At 61.3% G+C, this 18,505-nt stretch carries 13 protein-coding genes; 6 read left to right on the top strand and 7 right to left on the bottom strand.

Features of this window, described 5'->3' with window-relative positions; genetic code table 11:
- Window positions 1-2: 2 nt before the first annotated feature.
- Entirely contained in the window at window positions 3-1,607 is a 1,605-nt protein-coding gene (locus PFZ56_RS25110; RefSeq protein WP_110596134.1) for a carboxyl transferase domain-containing protein, read from the bottom strand.
- Between the two features lie 106 nt (window positions 1,608-1,713).
- Window positions 1,714-2,877, bottom strand: a complete 1,164-nt coding sequence (locus PFZ56_RS25105; protein WP_102864693.1) for an isovaleryl-CoA dehydrogenase — start codon at window positions 2,875-2,877, stop codon at window positions 1,714-1,716.
- Window positions 2,878-3,105: 228 nt separating this feature from the next.
- Here PFZ56_RS25105 and PFZ56_RS25100 point away from each other — a divergent pair, with 228 nt between their 5' ends.
- Window positions 3,106-4,809, top strand: coding sequence for an AMP-binding protein (locus PFZ56_RS25100; protein ID WP_170003891.1), 1,704 nt, complete (start codon window positions 3,106-3,108; stop codon window positions 4,807-4,809).
- 621 nt (window positions 4,810-5,430) lie between these two features.
- Here PFZ56_RS25100 and PFZ56_RS25095 read toward each other — a convergent pair.
- The 3 genes from PFZ56_RS25095 to PFZ56_RS25085 form a co-directional block, all read right to left on the bottom strand.
- A complete protein-coding gene (locus PFZ56_RS25095; RefSeq protein ID WP_170003889.1) occupies window positions 5,431-6,330 on the bottom strand; it encodes a hydroxymethylglutaryl-CoA lyase in 900 nt (299 codons plus the stop codon).
- 62 nt (window positions 6,331-6,392) lie between these two features.
- Window positions 6,393-6,797, bottom strand: coding sequence for a MerR family DNA-binding transcriptional regulator (locus PFZ56_RS25090; protein ID WP_102864696.1), 405 nt, complete (start codon window positions 6,795-6,797; stop codon window positions 6,393-6,395).
- Window positions 6,798-6,921: 124 nt separating this feature from the next.
- Window positions 6,922-7,857 (bottom strand): LysR family transcriptional regulator, encoded by a 936-nt coding sequence (locus PFZ56_RS25085; RefSeq protein WP_102864697.1) that lies wholly within the window; start codon window positions 7,855-7,857, stop codon window positions 6,922-6,924.
- Between the two features lie 180 nt (window positions 7,858-8,037).
- Here PFZ56_RS25085 and PFZ56_RS25080 point away from each other — a divergent pair, with 180 nt between their 5' ends.
- Window positions 8,038-9,267: an acyl-CoA dehydrogenase gene (locus tag PFZ56_RS25080; protein ID WP_102881801.1), complete on the top strand. Its 1,230-nt coding sequence runs from the start codon at window positions 8,038-8,040 to the stop codon at window positions 9,265-9,267.
- Between the two features lie 55 nt (window positions 9,268-9,322).
- Here the strand turns inward: PFZ56_RS25080 and PFZ56_RS25075 are convergent, their stop codons facing one another.
- Entirely contained in the window at window positions 9,323-10,705 is a 1,383-nt protein-coding gene (locus tag PFZ56_RS25075) for a substrate-binding domain-containing protein (RefSeq protein ID WP_170003887.1), read from the bottom strand.
- Window positions 10,706-10,997: 292 nt separating this feature from the next.
- On the opposite strand from PFZ56_RS25075, the gene PFZ56_RS25070 reads away from it, so the two are divergent.
- Entirely contained in the window at window positions 10,998-11,330 is a 333-nt protein-coding gene (locus tag PFZ56_RS25070) for a YegP family protein (RefSeq protein WP_102881799.1), read from the top strand.
- Window positions 11,331-11,378: 48 nt separating this feature from the next.
- On the opposite strand, the gene xthA is transcribed toward PFZ56_RS25070, so the two are convergent.
- Window positions 11,379-12,191, bottom strand: coding sequence for an exodeoxyribonuclease III (xthA, locus tag PFZ56_RS25065; protein WP_102881798.1), 813 nt, complete (start codon window positions 12,189-12,191; stop codon window positions 11,379-11,381).
- A gap of 175 nt (window positions 12,192-12,366) precedes the next feature.
- Between xthA and PFZ56_RS25060 the strand changes: the two genes are divergently transcribed.
- From PFZ56_RS25060 to PFZ56_RS25050, 3 genes are all read left to right on the top strand, one after another.
- Window positions 12,367-13,017, top strand: a complete 651-nt coding sequence (locus PFZ56_RS25060; RefSeq protein ID WP_110596189.1) for an N-acetyltransferase — start codon at window positions 12,367-12,369, stop codon at window positions 13,015-13,017.
- A gap of 65 nt (window positions 13,018-13,082) precedes the next feature.
- Window positions 13,083-14,810: an autotransporter assembly complex family protein gene (locus PFZ56_RS25055; protein WP_170003885.1), complete on the top strand. Its 1,728-nt coding sequence runs from the start codon at window positions 13,083-13,085 to the stop codon at window positions 14,808-14,810.
- Window positions 14,807-18,484 (top strand): translocation/assembly module TamB domain-containing protein, encoded by a 3,678-nt coding sequence (locus PFZ56_RS25050; RefSeq protein ID WP_170003883.1) that lies wholly within the window; start codon window positions 14,807-14,809, stop codon window positions 18,482-18,484. Before PFZ56_RS25055 ends, PFZ56_RS25050 begins: the two co-directional genes overlap by 4 nt.
- The last annotated feature ends 21 nt before the right edge of the window (window positions 18,485-18,505 follow it).

Here is an 18,505-nt window from a genome sequence, read left to right as displayed (position 1 = left end):
GATTACATGCGGAACACGCCGAAGCGGCTCTGTTCGATGGGGGCATTAAGGGCCGCAGACAGGGCCAGGGCCAGGACGTCACGGGTCTGTGCCGGGTCGATGACGCCGTCGTCCCACAGTCGGGCGCTGGAGTAATAAGGGTGCCCCTGGTGCTCGTATTGATCGAGGATCGGCTGTTTGATCTCGGCTTCCTGGGCGGCGTCGAAAGGGTGTCCGCCGCGTTCCGCCTGCTCGCGCTTGACCTGTACCAGCACCCCGGCCGCCTGTTCGGCACCCATCACGCCAATTCGCGCGTTGGGCCACATCCACAGAAAGCGTGGATCGTAGGCGCGACCGCACATGCCGTAGTTACCGGCCCCGAAGCTGCCGCCGATGATCACGGTAAATTTCGGCACCTTGGCGCAGGCCACCGCAGTGACCAGCTTGGCGCCGTGCTTGGCGATGCCGCCAGCCTCGTATTTCTGGCCCACCATGAAGCCGGTGATGTTCTGCAGGAACAGCAGGGGAATCCCGCGCTGGCAGGCCAGTTCGATGAAGTGCGCGCCTTTTTGCGCGGCTTCGGCGAAGAGGATGCCGTTGTTGGCGAGGATGGCGATAGGGTAGCCATGCAGGTGAGCGAAACCGCAGACCAGGGTGGTGCCGAACAGGGCCTTGAACTCATCGAACAACGAGCCGTCCACCAGCCTGCTGATGACTTCGCGTACATCGAAGGGCTGCTTGGGATCGGCCGGCACCACGCCGTAAAGCTCTTCACGGGCATACAGCGGAGCAATCGGGGTGCGTTGCTGCAATTGGCCCTGCTTGTGCCAGTTGAGGTTGGCCACGCTGCGCCGGGCCAGGGCCAGGGCGTGTTCATCGCTGTCGGCGTAGTGGTCGGCAACCCCGGAAATCTTGCAGTGCACGTCGGCACCGCCCAACTCTTCGGCACTCACCACCTCGCCGGTGGCGGCTTTTACCAGGGGCGGGCCGGCGAGGAAGATGGTGGCCTGTTCACGAACCATGATGGCTTCGTCGGCCATGGCCGGCACGTAGGCGCCGCCGGCGGTGCAGGAACCCATGACCACGGCGATCTGCGGGATGCCCTGGGCGCTCATGTTGGCCTGGTTGAAGAAGATCCGGCCGAAGTGCTCGCGGTCCGGGAATACTTCGTCCTGGCGCGGCAGGTTGGCGCCGCCGGAGTCCACCAGGTAGATGCAGGGCAGGCGGTTCTGTTGGGCGATGGTCTGGGCCCGCAGGTGTTTCTTTACCGTCAGCGGGTAGTAGGAGCCACCTTTCACCGTGGCGTCGTTGGCCACGATCATGCATTCGATGCCTTCTACCCGACCGATGCCGGCAATCACGCCGGCGGCGGGCACGTCTTCGCCATAGACCTCGTAGGCGGCCAGGGGGCTGACTTCAAGAAACGGTGAGCCAGGGTCGAGCAGGCGGTTGATACGTTCGCGCGGCAGCAGTTTGCCCCGGGAAGTGTGGCGCTCCTGGGCCTTGGCACCACCGCCTTGCTGGACCTGGGCGAGCAGGGTATGCAGGGCGTCGACTTGGGCCAGCATGCTGGCCGCGTTCTGCGCGAACTCGGGGGATTTCGGGTTGAGCTGAGACTTCAGAATCATGGGAGGGCCTACGGCAGCTTCAAGCGACACGCTTCAAGCTGCAAAAGTAAGTCGGTATTACGGCAGCTTTGGCTTGCCGCTCGTAGCTCGCAACTTGCGGCTGCTCTTACTTGGTTTCGTTGAACAGTTCGCGACCGATCAGCATGCGGCGGATTTCGCTGGTGCCGGCGCCGATTTCGTAGAGCTTGGCGTCACGCAGCAGGCGGCCCGCGGGAAATTCGTTGATGTAGCCGTTGCCGCCAAGGATCTGGATCGCATCCAGGGCCATCTGGGTGGCACGTTCGGCGCTGTAAAGAATCACCCCGGCGGCGTCCTTGCGGGTGGTTTCGCCACGCTCACAGGCCTGGGCCACGGCGTACAGGTAGGCGCGGCTGGCGTTGAGCTGGGTGTACATGTCGGCGATCTTGCCCTGGATCAACTGGAACTCGCCGATGCTCTGACCGAACTGTTTGCGGTCGTGGATGTAGGGCACCACCAGGTCCATGCAGGCTTGCATGATCCCGGTCGGGCCGCCGGAGAGCACTACGCGCTCGTAGTCCAGGCCGCTCATCAGCACTTTGACCCCGCCGTTGAGCACGCCGAGGATGTTTTCCTCCGGCACTTCCACGTCATCGAAGAACAGCTCGCAAGTGTTGGAGCCGCGCATGCCCAGCTTGTCGAACTTGTTGCTGCGGCTGAAGCCTTTCCAGTCACGCTCGACGATGAAGGCGGTGATGCCGTGGGGGCCCTTTTCCAGGTCGGTCTTGGCGTAGATCACGTAGGTGTTGGCGTCGGGGCCGTTGGTGATCCAGGTCTTGCTGCCGTTGAGGACGAAGTGGTCACCGCGCTTGTCGGCGCGCAGCTTCATCGACACCACGTCGGAGCCGGCGTTGGGTTCGCTCATGGCCAGGGCGCCAATGTGTTCGCCGCTGATCAGCTTGGGCAGGTATTTGCTCTTTTGCTCATGGTTGCCGTTGCGGTTGATCTGGTTCACGCAGAGGTTGGAGTGGGCACCATAGGACAGTGCCACCGAGGCGGAGCCGCGGCTGATCTCTTCCATGGCCACCACGTGGGCCAGGTAACCCAGCCCGGCGCCGCCGTATTCTTCCGCTACGGTAATGCCCAAGAGACCCATGTCGCCGAACTTGCGCCACATGTCGGCGGGGAACAGGTTGTCGACATCGATCTGTGCCGCCCGAGGAGCCAGTTCCGCCTTGACGAAGGCCTGGACCTGTTGGCGCAGCATGTCAATGGTTTCACCGAGGGCGAAGTTCAGGGTCGGGTAACTCATGGCGGGGCACCTTCAAACTTGTTTTTATTGAGGGAATGGGCTGCAGAGAGCGGCGCTGTCTAGCTCTCACCTTTACGTTAACGTAAACCTGCGACCGAAGGCTGTCAATCGCCCTTTACGTAAACGTCAACTTGCGCCAGAGTAGCAGGGCTTTCGATTGGAGCCAGGCTTTTTCGCACCATCGGCCAGGCTCCTGAACACCCACTAATAAAGACAATAGGGGTCGTCATGGAACACTCGGGTTTCCAGCCGGATCGCAGTTACACCCGTGGTACGCAAGACAAGCCATTGCTGGCGCTGACCATCGGTCAGGCCTTCGACAACACCGTCGCTGCCTATCCCCAGGGGGAAGCCCTGGTGGTGCGTCATCAGCAGTTGCGCTACAGCTGGCAGCAACTGCGCGAGGCAGTCGACCTGCATGCCAGGGCGCTGCTGGCCTTGGGGCTGAAGACGGGGGATCGACTGGGGATCTGGGCCCCCAACTGCGCCCAGTGGTGCATCGCCCAATTTGCCAGTGCCAAGATCGGCGCGATCCTGGTGAACATCAACCCGGCCTATCGCAGTTCCGAGCTGGAATATGTGCTCAAGCAGTCCGGCTGCCAGTGGCTGATCTGCGCCGGAGCCTTCAAGACCTCTGACTACCACGGCATGCTGCAGGGGCTGATCCCCGAGTTGGCGGAGCAATCCATCGGTCAATTGCACTGTGAGTGCCTGCCGGAGTTGCGTGGAGTGATCAGCCTGGATGTCCAGCCGCCCTCCGGCTTTCTGCCCTGGTCGCAACTGACGGCCCTGGCCGCTGGAGCCACCGCCGAGCAATTGCAGGCGCGCCAGGACAGCCTGGATTTCGATCAGCCGGTGAATATCCAGTACACCTCCGGCACCACCGGTTTCCCCAAGGGTGCGACCCTGAGTCATTACAACATCCTCAATAACGGTTACATGGTGGGAGAGAGCCTGGGCCTGACCGCGGCAGATCGGCTGGTGATCCCGGTGCCGCTGTATCACTGCTTCGGCATGGTCATGGGCAACCTGGGCTGTATCACCCACGGCACCACCATGATCTACCCCAACGATGCCTTCGACCCGTTGCTGACCCTCAGTACCGTGGCCGAGGAGCGGGCTACCGGCTTGTATGGGGTGCCCACGATGTTCATCGCCATGCTCGACCAGCCCAGGCGTGGTGAGTTCGACCTGTCGAGCCTGCGTACCGGGATCATGGCCGGTGCCACTTGTCCGATCGAGGTGATGCGCCGGGTCATCAGCGAGATGCACATGAGCGAGGTGCAGATCGCCTACGGCATGACGGAGACCAGTCCGGTGTCGTTGCAGACCGGTCCTGCCGACGATCTGGAGTTGCGGGTCACCACCGTGGGCCGTACCCAGCCGCACCTGGAGAGCAAGATCATCGACGAGGCCGGCAATCTGGTGCCCCGAGGCACCATCGGTGAACTCTGCACCCGGGGTTACAGCGTCATGCTCGGTTACTGGAACAATCCCCAGGGCACCAGTGAATCCATCGATCAGGCAGGCTGGATGCACACCGGCGACCTGGCCACCATGAACGAGCAGGGTTATGTGTGCATTGCCGGGCGCAACAAGGACATGATCATCCGCGGTGGCGAGAATATTTACCCGCGGGAGCTGGAAGAGTTCTTTTTCACCCATCCTGCCGTGGCCGATGTACAGGTGATCGGCATTCCCTGCGCCAGGTACGGTGAGGAAATCGTTGCCTGGATCAAGTTTCATCCCGGGCATTGCGCCAATGAAGTCGAGCTGCAGGCCTGGTGCAAGGAGCGCATCGCCCACTTCAAGACGCCGCGTTACTTCAAGTTCGTCGAGGAGTTTCCGATGACGGTAACCGGCAAGATCCAGAAATTCCGCATGCGCGAAATCAGCATCGAGGAGTTGCGCGAGCAGGTGAGCAGGGTGTGAGCATTGCTGGAGCGTGCATCTGGACGGGTGCACGCTTTATGGGCGAGAAGGGCAGGCAAAAGCTAAATCGCAGAAAGCACAAAGGGGAGCCGAAGCTCCCCTTTAATTTGTCGTTGCGTGCTCTTTTTTTATTATTGAGGGGCGGTCTATTGTTGTTTTTGGCAACCGTGGCCCTTTACCGCTGTTTTTGGCGATCCCCATCCGGGATCAAGAGCAAACGTATTTTTTTGAGCGCTGATCTAACGTGTCGCCAGGGCAATCCAACCAGTTCGGGAGCTACCTCAGGGTAGTTTTATTGTTCTCTGACCGGTTGCGGGTGGCTCTTGCAAGCCCTCCTGCACATCACATCCTCTCCAAAAAAATCTGTTAGCTGCGTCTCTGCCGTGTTGTTTTTGTTATGTCAGAGTCGTTACGTCTTATTTTTATTAGGTTTGCTGCTTTTTATTCTTGTTATGCCATAGAGATAGCAGGAGCCGTGCCAACTTTTTAAAGTCCTTTAAAATCAACAGCTTGATGTTTTTGTAGGACAATCTGTGTCGCAATAAAATCGACAAACTGTTTCCGTGTTACTCGTTCCCGCCACCGTTTAGAGCGGCCGGTAACACCCGGCCGCACATTGGCTCACCCGGCGCTACGTGCCTTTGCCACACGAGAACCGCTGGGGCGGCCCAGCACCGTGCAGATCTGCCGGCCAGCATCGATCAGGCGATCCATGTCGATACCGCTGTGTATGCCCAGGCCGTTGAGCAGGTACAGCACATCCTCGGTAGCAACGTTACCGCTAGCGCCCTTGGCATAGGGGCAGCCGCCGAGGCCGGCGATCGAACTGTCGAACACCGCGATGCCCTCCAGCAGACTGGCGTAGACGTTGGCCAGGGCTTGGCCATAAGTGTCGTGGAAGTGGCCGGCGAGCTTCTCCCGTGGCACCTGGGCGCTCACCACTTCGAACATTCTGCGGGTGGCGCCGGCGGTGCCGGTGCCGATGGTGTCGCCCAAGGACACTTCGTAGCAGCCCATGGCGTACAGCTCACGGGCCACCAGGGCCACTTGCTCCGGGGCTACCTCACCTTCGTAAGGGCAGCCCAGCACACAGGACACATACCCGCGCACGCTGACGCCATGCTGCTTGGCGGCCTCCATGATCGGCACGAAGCGCTGCAGGCTTTCGCTGATGGAGCAGTTGATGTTGCGCTGGGAGAAGGACTCCGATGCGGCGGCGAATACCGCGACTTCCTTGACTCCCGCCGCCAGGGCGTCTTCGAAGCCCCGCAGGTTCGGCGCCAGCGCGCCGTAGACCACCCCCGGCTTGCGCTGGATGCGGGCGAAGACCTCGGCCGAACCGGCCATCTGCGGTACCCACTTGGGCGAGACGAAACTGCCGACTTCTATATAGCCCAGGCCTGCCGCCGTCAGGGCATCGACCAATTGCACCTTGTCATCGACGCTGATGGGCTGGGCTTCGTTCTGCAGACCGTCGCGGGGGCCCACTTCGATCAGGCGTACATGGCTGGGGAGTGACATTCAGGTTCACCTTCTATGAGGGAGGGCGGATGCCGGCGCGAGCGGCGCAGGTGTCCCAAGGATTATTGTGCGGTGCTTTTCTGGTTCTGGATGGTTTGTTCCAGCGCCTGGGTACAGCGCTCTTCGGCGGTGTCCAGTTCCAGCTTCATCTGTTCGATGTCGAGCAACTGCTGTTCGAGCTGCTCACGGCGCTCGCCGATTTTCGCCAGCATGCTGTGCAACTGCTTCAGGTTGCCGCTGCTGGGGTCGTAGAGCTCGATGAGTTCACGGCATTCGGCCAGGGAAAAGCCGATGCGCTTGCCCCGCAGGATCAGCTTCAGGCTGACTTTGTCCCGAGGGGAGTAGATGCGTTCCTGACCGCGACGCTCAGGGGCCAGCAGGCCCTGCTCTTCATAGAAGCGTATGGCCCGGGTGGTGATGTCGAGCTCGCGGGCGAGGTCGGAGATGCTGTAGGTCTGGCTGCTCATGGAGGCGCTCAAGGTGGGACTTGGCGCTAAGCTAAAGGCAGGTTTACGTATACGTCAAGCAATCCGCGTCGATCCCGTTCGCCGGCAAGCCGGCTCCTACAGTGAGGGCTTGCCGGCGAAGGGGTCAGGCTGTCTGCTGGTCGAGTTTCTTTTCGTGGGCGGTCACCTGTTGGCACAACTCGATCATCTGTTCGCGCATCCAACGGTTAGCCGGGTCCTGGTCGGTGCTTTCGTGCCAATAGAGGTGGGTTTCCACCGGTGGTACATCATTGACCGGCAGATTGAAGGCCTGCAGGTCATGGCGTCGGGCAAAACGTTCCGGGACGGTCATGACCATGTCGGTTTGTTGCAACACTTGTGAAGCCATCAGGTAGTGCTGGGAGCGCAGGGTGATCTTGCGCTGGATGCCCATCTTGCCCAGCGCCAGGTCGACATGGCCCAGGCCGCTGCGACGGCTGGAAATATGGATGTGGGTCAGGGACAGGTAGTCGTCCAGGGTGAACTTTTCCTTGCCGGCCAGGGGGTGCCCCTTGCGCATGGCGCACACGTAACGGTCTTCCATGAGCTTGACGTGGCGCACCTGGGGGTCGGTGTTGAGGGGGGCGTCCACGGCAAAGTCCAGGCGCCCGGCTGCCAGTTCCTTGGTGGTCTCCCGGCGCTTGGAGAGGAAACTCTCGATGATCACCGCCGGTGCCAGGCGGCGCAGGCGTTGGAACAGGGGGGGCAGGATCACTGCCTCGGTCAGGTCGGTCATGCTGATGCGGTAGGTCTTGACCGCTTGCAGAGGGTTGAAAATCCGACTTTCCTGGACTGAAACCCGCAGCAGTGACAATGCATTGCGCACCGGGCCGATGATGTTCTGTGCCATGGGGGTGGGCACCATGCCCTGGGCGGTCCTGACGAACAGCGGATCATTGAAGGTCTCGCGCAGACGCGCCAGTGCGTTGGACACCGCCGGTTGGGTGATGCCGACGATCTGCCCGGCGCGGGTCAGGTTGGCTTCGGTGTAGATCGCGTCGAAAACGATGAAGAGGTTGAGGTCGACCTTGCTCAGATTCATGGCGCTGCACTCTTATTGTTAGGGCCTGTGAGGGAGGCTCGGAGGCCTTTCGGATCAGCCGATCATATATCGGTGATGAATGTTAATACACGCCGAGAATAGGCTAGGTAAATTTTCGTAGCTGATCTAGCATCGATTTCAGTCCCCCAACACCCGTTCTTCACAAAGGTAGAACTGCCCATGGAATTCGCCTATTCCCCCAAGGTTCAAGAGCTGCGTGAGCGCGTCACCGCGTTCATGGATGCCTATGTTTATCCGGCTGAAGCGGTCTTCGAGCGTCAGGTTGCCGAAGGTGATCGTTGGCAGCCGACCGCCATCATGGAAGAGCTCAAACTCAAGGCCAAGGCTGAAGGTCTGTGGAATTTGTTTCTGCCTGAGTCGGAACTGGGGGCCGGCCTGACCAACCTTGAATATGCGCCACTGGCGGAGATCATGGGCCGATCGCTGCTGGGTCCCGAGCCGTTCAACTGCTCGGCGCCGGATACCGGCAACATGGAAGTGCTGGTGCGTTATGCCAGCGAAGAACAGAAGCAGCGCTGGCTGGAGCCGCTGCTGCGTGGCGAGATCCGCTCCGCGTTCGCCATGACCGAGCCGGATGTGGCTTCCTCCGACGCCACCAACATGGCGGCCCGCGCGGTGCGCGACGGCGATCAGTGGGTCATCAACGGCAAGAAGTGGTGGACCTCGGGCGCCTGTGATCCGCGTTGCAAGATTCTGATCTTCATGGGCCTGAGCAATCCGGATGCGCCGCGTCATCAGCAGCACTCGATGATCCTGGTGCCGGTGGATACCCCCGGGGTGAAGATCGTCCGTCCACTGCCGGTGTTTGGCTACGACGATGCGCCGCATGGTCACGCCGAAGTGTTGTTCGACAACGTCCGCGTACCTTATGAGAACGTGCTGCTGGGAGAGGGGCGTGGTTTCGAGATTGCCCAGGGACGCCTCGGCCCGGGCCGCATTCACCACTGCATGCGTTCCATTGGCATGGCCGAGCGGGCGCTGGAATTGATGTGCAAGCGTGCGGTGAATCGCACTGCGTTCGGCAAACCGCTGGCTCGCCTGGGGGGCAATATCGACAAGATCGCCGACTCGCGGATGGAGATCGACATGGCTCGGCTGCTGACCCTCAAGGCGGCCTACATGATGGACACCGTGGGTAACAAAGTGGCCAAGAGCGAGATTGCCCAGATCAAGGTGGTGGCGCCGAATGTGGCCCTGCGGGTGATCGACCGGGCGATCCAGATTCACGGTGGGGCCGGGGTATCCAATGACTTCCCATTGGCCTACATGTACGCCATGCAGCGCACCTTGCGCCTGGCCGATGGCCCGGATGAAGTACACCGCGCGGCCATTGGCAAGTACGAAATCGGCAAGTATGTGCCGAAGGAAATGCTGCGCAGCAGCCATTGATGATCATGCAGCCGGCCTGCCGGGCGACGCCTGTGGCAGGCCGGTTGCTGTGTATTCAGTACACCCAGACTTCTACGCGCCGGTTCTTGATCCGGCCCTCGTCGGCGTTGTTGGCCGCCACTGGCAGCTCAGCGCCGAAACCGCGGATCTCGCGAAACACCACGCCGTTTTTTACCAGTTCCCTGCGCACTGTCATGGCCCGCAGCTTGGACAGCAGTGCAGCGCGTGCCGGGTCGCTCTTGGCATCCCCGAATCCGGCCAGAGTGACGTGCCGGTTCATCTTGCCGTGCTGGCGCAGGTAATCCAGGACGCGATTCAGGTCCTGGCGTGCCTTGTTGTCCAGATTGGCGCTGCCCTCCTCGAAGCGAAAGTTCACGCTCAGGCGTTGCGCGTCCCGGCTCAGTTGCTGGTAGGCCTTGGGCATCTGTGGGCTGGGCGTTACCCGCATGGCTTGCACGGTTTGGGCGACAAAGCCGTTGGCGGCGACGATGGCCTGGCCTTTGGCGCTCTGGGCAAAACTCACCAGGGCGTCCGCCCAGGGGTTCTGCCCATTGGGCGGCAAGTACAGGTACAGACGCCGCGACAGTGGGTAGTCCTCAGTAGCGATCAGGCTGTTGAGGGGCGGCATGGGCTGGGAGTCACCGTCGATAATCGCCACGGCCTTGGCCTGGCGTACGTAGGGCAAGCCGATGAAGCCGATGCCTTGAGGGTCCCGGCTCACCGCGTCCGACAGCTGTTCGCTGGACTCGAAACGCTTGGCCGCCGGGTTCAACGCCTTGCCGCGACGGCTGAGGACCAGTTCCTTGAAGGTGTCGTAGGTGCCGGACTGATCATCCCGGGCATACAGGTGGACCGGCCCGCCCGTGCTCCCCAGCTCTTCCCAGGTCTTGATCTCGCCACTGAACAGGCGGGCCAGTTGCTCGGTGCTTAGCTGGCTCAGCGGATTGCGCGGATGAAGGATGATTGCCAGCCCGTCGATGGCGATGACCTGTTCGGCGCCAGGGCTTTTCAGGTCTCCCAGGCTTTCCAGCTCCACCAGTTCGCTGTCCTTGATCGGTCGGGAGGCGGCCGCAATATCGGCCTGGGCGTTTTTCAGTGCGCTAAAGCCGGTGCTCGAACCGTGGGCGGCAACGTCCACTCTGACTGTCCGACCTTGGGCGCTCTGTCCTAGAACGCGTTTCTCATTGTCCTTGCCACCGCCCTCAATCCTGACGTTGTGCAGACCCTGTTGTTCAAGCAAGCCCTTGACCAGCGCCGGGCCAAGCTGGGCGCCGATGGTGTTGGAGCCCTGGATACGCAGCACGGCGGCATTGTCGGGCGCCAGGGGCAAGGCGGCGAACACCGACCAAGGCAGGGCATAGCAAACAAAGCCGATCAGAAACAGGCTGATGGTCCGGCACCAGATATCTCGTTCACTGACGGTGGAAGCGCGGGGCATGGCGGCACTGGCCTTCTATTGAGAAAGAGGAGAGTGCTGGCGAGATTAAGTCAGGGAGGTGACAGGTATGTGACGGGCGGCACTTTCTGGCGATAAATGGCGAAAGTCCTACATCGTAAATAGCTGTTTTCTCTAGATTTTTTGAGACTTGTCCTAAAGACCAGTCTTCGGAGGCTGCGTAGAGTTGGCAACTTTGTCTGGCGGGGATTGGGGCGACTGCCAACGCGTCATCCCCCCGCAGATGCCTCGGCAGTGTTGTGCTGCTATTTCGTAGTAAGCAAAGGAGTTACAAATGAGTGCCTGGTTCGAGCTGAAGCAGTATGGCAGTGGTGCATGCAGATTCTTGCTGAAGACAAAGGAGGCGCAGACCATGCTTCAAAGCGACCGATTCCCTTGCCGGGACAGTGCCGAGGCGGCTCTCGGCCTGTTCCGCGCACACTGCGCTTCTCCTGAGCGCTACGTCAAGAAAATTTCATCGGGCGGTAAACCTTATTTCAAGCTCAAGGCCGGCAAGGAAGTGATTCTGGTCAGCCATTTGTACGATTCGGAGCCCACTCTCGAGAGCGCCATCAACGCCATCGCAGCAGCCGGCACCACTGAACGGGTTGAAGTGGTCCACATGTAAGCGGTAGTAAAAAGCCCATCTTGCGATGGGCTTTTTTGTGCCTGTGAATCAGCTCAACTCGAGCCAGATCGGCGCATGGTCAGAGGGCTTTTCCATGCCCCGCAGTTCATAGTCGACGCCGGCGTCCTTGACCCGGGGCAGCAGCCCCTGGGATGCCATGATCAGATCGATGCGCAGGCCACGCTTGGGTTCGTCCTCGAAGCCGCGACTGCGGTAGTCGAACCAGCTGAAGCGATCGTTCACCTCGGGGTTCAGGTGACGGAAGCTGTCTACTAGACCCCAGTTCTTCAAGCGTGCCATCCACTCGCGCTCTTCCGGCAGGAAGCTGCATTTGCCGGTCTTGAGCCAGCGCTTGGCATTTTCGGCGCCGATGCCGATGTCGCAGTCTTCCGGGGAAATATTCACGTCACCCATGACCACCAGGGGCTGGTCGTTGCTAAAGCGATTTTCCAGCAGGTGCTGCAGGTCGCTGTAGAAGCGTTCCTTGGCCGGGAACTTGGTGGGATGGTCGCGGCTTTCACCTTGGGGGAAGTAGCCGTTCATGATGGTCACCGGCGTGCCGTTGGCATCGGCGAAAGTACCCCAGATAAAACGCCGCTGGGCGTCTTCGTCATCGCCCTCGAAGCCTTTATGCACGGCCAGTGGTGCCTGGCGCGAGAGCAGGGCGACACCGTAATGGCCCTTCTGGCCGTGGTAGTGCACGTGGTAGCCCAGGGCCTGGACGTCGGCGAGGGGAAACTGCTCGTCGGCGACCTTGGTTTCCTGCAGGCCGATCACGTCCGGCTGGTGTTTGTCGATCAGCGCCGCCAGCTGATGGGGGCGGGCGCGCAGCCCGTTGATATTGAACGAGACGATCTTCATGGTCGGCGGTCCTGGCAAAACAGCGATGCTAGCTGACTACGCCCGGGTCGACCAGCATGGCAGCCCCGCGAATGCGCTGCTAATGTCCTTGAGCGTGGGAACGATCAGCGCCGCGCCAGGTTCGTAATAACAAGAGCGCGGCCATTCGAGCCGGGCCCAGGGGAGAGTGACCGACATGCCTGATACCGCCAACGCCATCGCCGATATCCATATGCTCGACAGCGGCTATTCCCGTGAAGCGCGGTCGCTGCTGTACCAGGCCTATCGCCATGAGCCGACCTTCGGTTTCATTTTCGAATCCGAGCGTGCCGGTTATGAACAGCGGGTGCGGGCCACGGTGCGTGAGCTGGTGAAACAGCATTTTCTGCAAGACCTGCCGGCCATCGGCCTACTGGTCAACGATCGCTTGATCGGCATTGCCCTGATCGCCCCACCGCAACGCCGCCTGGGCATTACCGAAAGCTGGGCCTGGCGGCTGCGCATGGTGCTCAGTACCGGGTTTCGTTGCACGCGGCGCTATCTGGAGTACCACGAGGCGGTGCAGGCCTGCCTGCCCGGCGATGCGGTCCATGTGTTGCCGTTGCTAGGCGTGCACCCGCAATTCCAGGGGCAGCATTTCGGCGAACAGCTGCTGGAGGCGGTGCACAATTGGTGTGCTGTGGATGAGCATTCCCAGGGCGTGGTGCTGGATACGGGTAATCCGCGCTATCTGGAGTTCTATAAACGCCAGGGTTATGAAGAGATTGGAGAGATCGCGGTAGGGCCGGTCCGCGAGCACGTATTCTTTCATCCGAACCCGCAACTCTTACAAAGAGCAACAGCCTGATATAGAACTTTCCCAGCACTTGAGCGCTCTATCGCCCCCCCAAGCTCGTGATAGCATCCGCGCCTATGAAGTTTCCAGGAAGATTTACCAGCGGCTTTTTGCTGTTGTTCACAAGCTTTGCGGCGCTGGCGCAGAGCGAATTGGATGTCAGGGTAAAGCCCGCCAATGACGAGCTGAAAGCCAATGTGGAAGGTTACATTGGCGGTGTCGGTGATCGCGATGAAGAAGCCCTGCTGCGATTCAGCCGGGGCGCCGAGGAGCAGGCGAAGAAAGCCGCCCAGGCATTGGGCTACTACCAGCCCCGTATCGAAAGCGAAGTGCGCGGCGGCGAGAAACCCCGCCTGTTGTTGCGTATCGACCCCGGCGAGCCGGTGCATCTGCGCAACGTGACGATCCGGGTCGAAGGCCCGGCGGCTTCCCTCAAGTCCTTCCGCACCCCTGACAGTGACCAGCTCAAGCCTGGCGCTGTGCTCAATCATGGCCGTTACGAAGATGCCAAGCGCCTGATCCAGAACCAGGCCTCGCGCTACGGTTTTTTCAGCGGGCGTTTTACCCGCCAGCAATTGTCGGTAGACCCTCTGGCCGGGGTGGCGGACATCGAACTGGTGTATGACAGCGGTCCGCGTTATGCCCTGGGCAAGGTCAGCTTCACCGGGGATTCTTTGTTCGACGAAGACCTGTTGCGGCGCATGGTGCCCTTCAAGAACGGTGCTCCCTACGACTCGGAGCTGATTGCCGAACTCAACCAGGCGCTACAGTCCAGCGGCTATTTCGAGGGCGTGCGGGTCGATGCCGCGCCCACGGCTGCCGAGCACGAGGTGATTCCAGTGGCGGTCCTGCTGGAAACCCGCAAGCCCCGGACCATGGGGCTTGGCCTGGGCTACTCCACCGACGTCGGCCCCCGGGTCAAGGCCAACTGGACCCGGCACTGGGTCAATCCACAGGGTCACAGTTATGGCTGGGAGGCCGAAGTCTCGGCGCCCCGGCAGAACGTCGGCCTGTGGTATGACATTCCCCTGGACCCGCCCCTGACCGACAAGCTGCGCTTCGCCGGTGGTTATCAGAATGAAGAAATCTCCGGCACCGATACCCTGAGTAAGTTGCTCACAGTGGGCCCCGAGTGGCACAGCAAGTTGCCCAGCGGCTGGCAGCGCGTGGTCTCGCTGAAGTATCAACGTGAGGAGTATCGCCTTGGGGACGACTCGGGCCTGAGTAATCTGCTGATGCCTGGCCTGACCTATTCCTACCTGCGTAGCGACAATCGCATCGATCCGCACAATGGTTATCGCATTCAATTCGATACCAAGCTGGCCAAGGAAGGCGTGGGCTCCGACACCAACCTGTTGTACGGAACGGTCCTGCTCAAAGGCCTGACCACGGCCTGGGACAATCACCGCTTTCTGGGGCGTGTGCAGTTTGGAGGCAGCGCCACCAACGGTTACAAGTCCATTCCGCCGTCCTTGCGCTTCTTCGCCGGTGGCGACCAGAGCGTGCGTGGTTACGACTACCAGACCCTGTCCCCGAAGAACTCCGAAGGGGATCGCATCGGGGGGCGTTACATGGTGGCTGGCAGTGTCGAGTATCAGTACTCCATTGCCGAGAAATGGCGGATCGCGACCTTTGTCGATCAGGGCAACTCGTTCAACAAACTGGAGCTACCGAACCTCAAGACCGGGGTCGGTGTGGGGCTGCGCTGGGTGTCGCCGGTAGGTCCGATCCGGGTCGACCTGGCCCACGCGATGAATGACGACGGTGGGATTCGCTTGCACTTTTCCATGGGGCCAGAGCTTTGAAGCGCACCTTGAAGATAACGCTGCTGGCGATTCTTGCGCTGGTGATCCTGACGCTTCTGGCCTTGACCACGGTGCTGGGGACCCAGGCCGGCAGCCGCTGGGCCCTGGGCCTGGTGCCGGGGCTGACCCTGGACAATTTCCAGGGCCATCTGGGTGGCCAATGGAGCACAGACCATCTGCTCTGGCAGCAGGACGGCAGCCGGGTCGAGCTCGATTCGGTGAAATTTGCCTGGTCTCCTGCCTGCCTGTTGCGCATGACCCTGTGCATTGAGCAGTTGGAGGCCGATCAGGTCAGTCTGCAGTTCGCTCCCAGCAACGATACCGAAGAAAGCACAGGGCCCATCAGCCTGCCGGAACTGCGTCTGCCCGTGGCCATCGAGCTGGGACAGGTACGGGTCGGCCGCTTGTTGTTCAACGGCAGTGAAGAACTCAAGGGGCTGCAACTGGCGGCGCACTGGACCGCTCAGGGCTTGCAGATCGACTCGGTGCACCTGCAGCGCGATGACCTGAGCCTCGACCTGTCCGGTCTGTTGCAACCCAGTGGTGACTGGCCCCTGACGGCTCAGGGCAGCCTCGGCTTGCCCGCTCCTGGCGGTGTTCCCTGGGCGCTGGCTATAAAGGTCGAAGGTGATCTGCTCAAGACCCTGAAACTCAAGGCCGACAGCAGTGGCTATCTGCAAGGGCAGTTGAGCGGTGAGCTGCAACCTCTGGTGGAGAACCTACCGGCGCAAGTGCGGATCATTGCCAGTGGCTTCAAGGCCAGCGCCGACTTGCCGGACACCCTGCAACTGGATCAGTTGGAACTGACCGGCAAGGGGGACTTGAAAAACGGCTATCAGCTCGACGGCAAGGCCAGTCTGCCGGCGGAGCAAGGGCCGGTGGCTCTGCTGTTGCAAGGCAAGGTCGACGCCAAGGGCGCGCAGATCGCCACGCTGGACCTGCGAGCCAACGACAAGCAGAGCCTCAATCTCAGCGGTCAGCTTGATTGGAGCCAAGGCTTTTCGGCCGAGGCCAAGCTTGCCTGGCTGGATTTTCCCTGGCATCGCCTTTACCCATTGATCGAAGAACCGGCCGTGGCGCTGCGCAGCTTCAATGCAGAAGTGGCCTACCGGGATGGCAACTACCTGGGCAATTTCAAGGGTGATCTGGATGGCCCGGCAGGCGCCTTCAGCTTGAGCAGTCCCTTCAGCGGCGACCTGAGCAAGATCTTCCTGCCGCAATTCCAGCTCACGGCCGGACAAGGCAAGGCCCAGGGGCACCTGAACCTGCAATTTGCCGACGGTGTGGCCTGGGATACGGCGCTGGAACTGTCGGCCATCAACCCGGCGTATTGGCTGGCCGAGTTGCCCGGTACCCTGGCCGGCCCCTTGCGCAGCCAGGGGGAAATGAAGAACGAACAGCTCAAGGTCACAGCCGACCTCGACCTCAAGGGGCGCCTGCGGGGGCAGCCGGCCGTGCTGCTGGCCAAGGCCGACGGAGCAGGGGAGCAGTGGAACCTGAGTGCCCTGGATATCCGCCTGGGGGACAACCGCATCAATGGCTCCGGTAGCCTGCAGCAGAAAATCGCCGGCCAGCTGGACATCAAGCTGCCGCGTCTGGGCCAGCTATGGCCGCAGTTGCGCGGGCAACTCAATGGCCGGGTAGATCTGGCAGGCACGCTCAAGGCGCCACAGGGCAAGGTGGACCTCTCGGGGCAGCAACTGGCCTTTGCCGACAACCGCCTGCAAAGCCTCAAGCTGGGGGCGACTCTCGACGGCGCGCAACAGGCCCAGGTGGATCTCAAGGGCAGTGGAATTCAGGCCGGAGACACCCAGCTTGGCACCCTGACCCTGGCCGGCCAGGGCGATATCAAGAAACAGAAACTGCAACTGGACCTGCAAGGCCCACTGTTGAAACTGGCCCTGGGGCTGGATGGCGCGCTGGATCAGGGCAACTGGCGGGGGCGCCTGGCCAGTGGCGATGTACAGACCGGCGGCCAGGACTGGAAACTGCAGAACCCGGCGAAGCTGGAGCGTTTGGCCAATGGCACCCTCAACTTTGGCGCCCATTGCTGGACCAGCGGCGATGCCAGTCTGTGTGGCGAAGACCAGCGATTGATGCCCGATCCGAAGCTGCGTTATCACCTCAAGCGTTTCCCCATCGACAGCCTGGCTCAATGGCTGCCCAAGGATTTCGCCTGGAAGGGCATGCTCAATGCCGAGGTACAGTTGGACCTGCCGGCTAGCGGTCCCAAAGGCCAGATCCTGCTGGATGCCAGTGGTGGCACCCTGCGGGTCAAGGATAAGGGCCAATGGCTGGACTTCCCCTATCAGGCGTTGAAGCTCGATACCCGCCTCAACCCGCGGCGCATCGATACCCAACTGCAGTTCGACGGCGGCAAGTTGGGCGAACTGATGGTCCAGGCACAGATCAATCCGTTGCCCAAAAGCAAACCGTTGTCCGGGGAGTTCCGCCTCAGTGGTCTGGATCTGTCCGTGGTACGGCCGTTTGTGCCCATGGTGGAGAAACTCAGTGGCAACCTGAACGGCAGTGGACGCTTGTCTGGCGGGCTGTTGGCGCCTCAGGTCAACGGCAATCTGCAACTCAGTGGCGGTGAGGTCTCCGGTTCCGAGCTGCCCATCAGCCTTGAAGACTTGCAATTGAGCGCGCAGATCATGGGCGAGAGCGTGCAACTCAACGGCGGCTGGAAAAGCGGCAAGGCCGGGCAGGGCAACCTCAATGGCAATATCGCCTGGGGGCGAGCCTTGGCGGTGGACCTGAGCCTCAAGGGCACGCAGTTGCCCGTCACTGTCGAGCCCTATGCCGCGCTGGAAATGGCTCCGGACCTGAAGATCTCACTGCAAGACGACAAGCTGGCAATCGACGGCAAGGTGCTGATCCCCAAGGGGCAGATCACCGTACGCGAATTGCCGCCCTCGACGGTCAAGGTTTCCGATGACACGGTCATCGTCGGCCAGCAGACCGACGAGGGTAAGAAGCCCATGGCCATGGCGATGAACATCGATGTGGAAGTGGGCCAGGACAAGCTCAGCTTTGCCGGGTTCGGCCTTACCGCCAACCTGCGGGGGCATGTGCACATTGGCGACAACATGGATACCCGCGGCGAGCTGTGGCTCAACGACGGTCGTTACCGGGCCTATGGCCAGCGCCTGACGGTGCGTCGTGCACGGTTGCTGTTTGCCGGCCCCATCGACCAGCCGTACCTGGATATCGAGGCAGTGCGCCAGACCGACGACGTGATTGCCGGCATCCGCCTCAGTGGCAGCGCCGAGCAACCGGCGACGCAGATCTTCTCCGAACCGGCCATGAGTCAGGAACAGGCCTTGTCCTACCTGGTACTGGGGCGGCCGCTGAGCTCCACCGGTGAAGACAACAACATGCTGGCCCAGGCCGCCCTGGGCCTGGGGTTGATGGGCAGTTCCGAGCTTACCGGCGGCATTGCCAAGAACCTGGGCATCCAGGACTTCCAGCTCGATACCCAGGGCAGTGGCAACAGCACCAGCGTGGTGGCCAGCGGCAATATCTCCGAGAAGCTCAGCCTGCGTTATGGCGTCGGGGTGTTCGAACCTGCCAGCACCATTGCCTTGCGCTACAAACTGAGCAAGAAGGTCTACCTGGAAGCGGCCAGCGGCTTTGCCAGCTCCCTGGACATCTTCTACAAGCGCGACTTCTAAGGCTCGTCGCCAAAGGGGGCA

The organism is Pseudomonas danubii (assembly GCF_042980055.1).
GTDB lineage: Bacteria > Pseudomonadota > Gammaproteobacteria > Pseudomonadales > Pseudomonadaceae > Aquipseudomonas > Aquipseudomonas danubii.
This window is presented reverse-complemented; position numbering and strand designations above follow the sequence as displayed.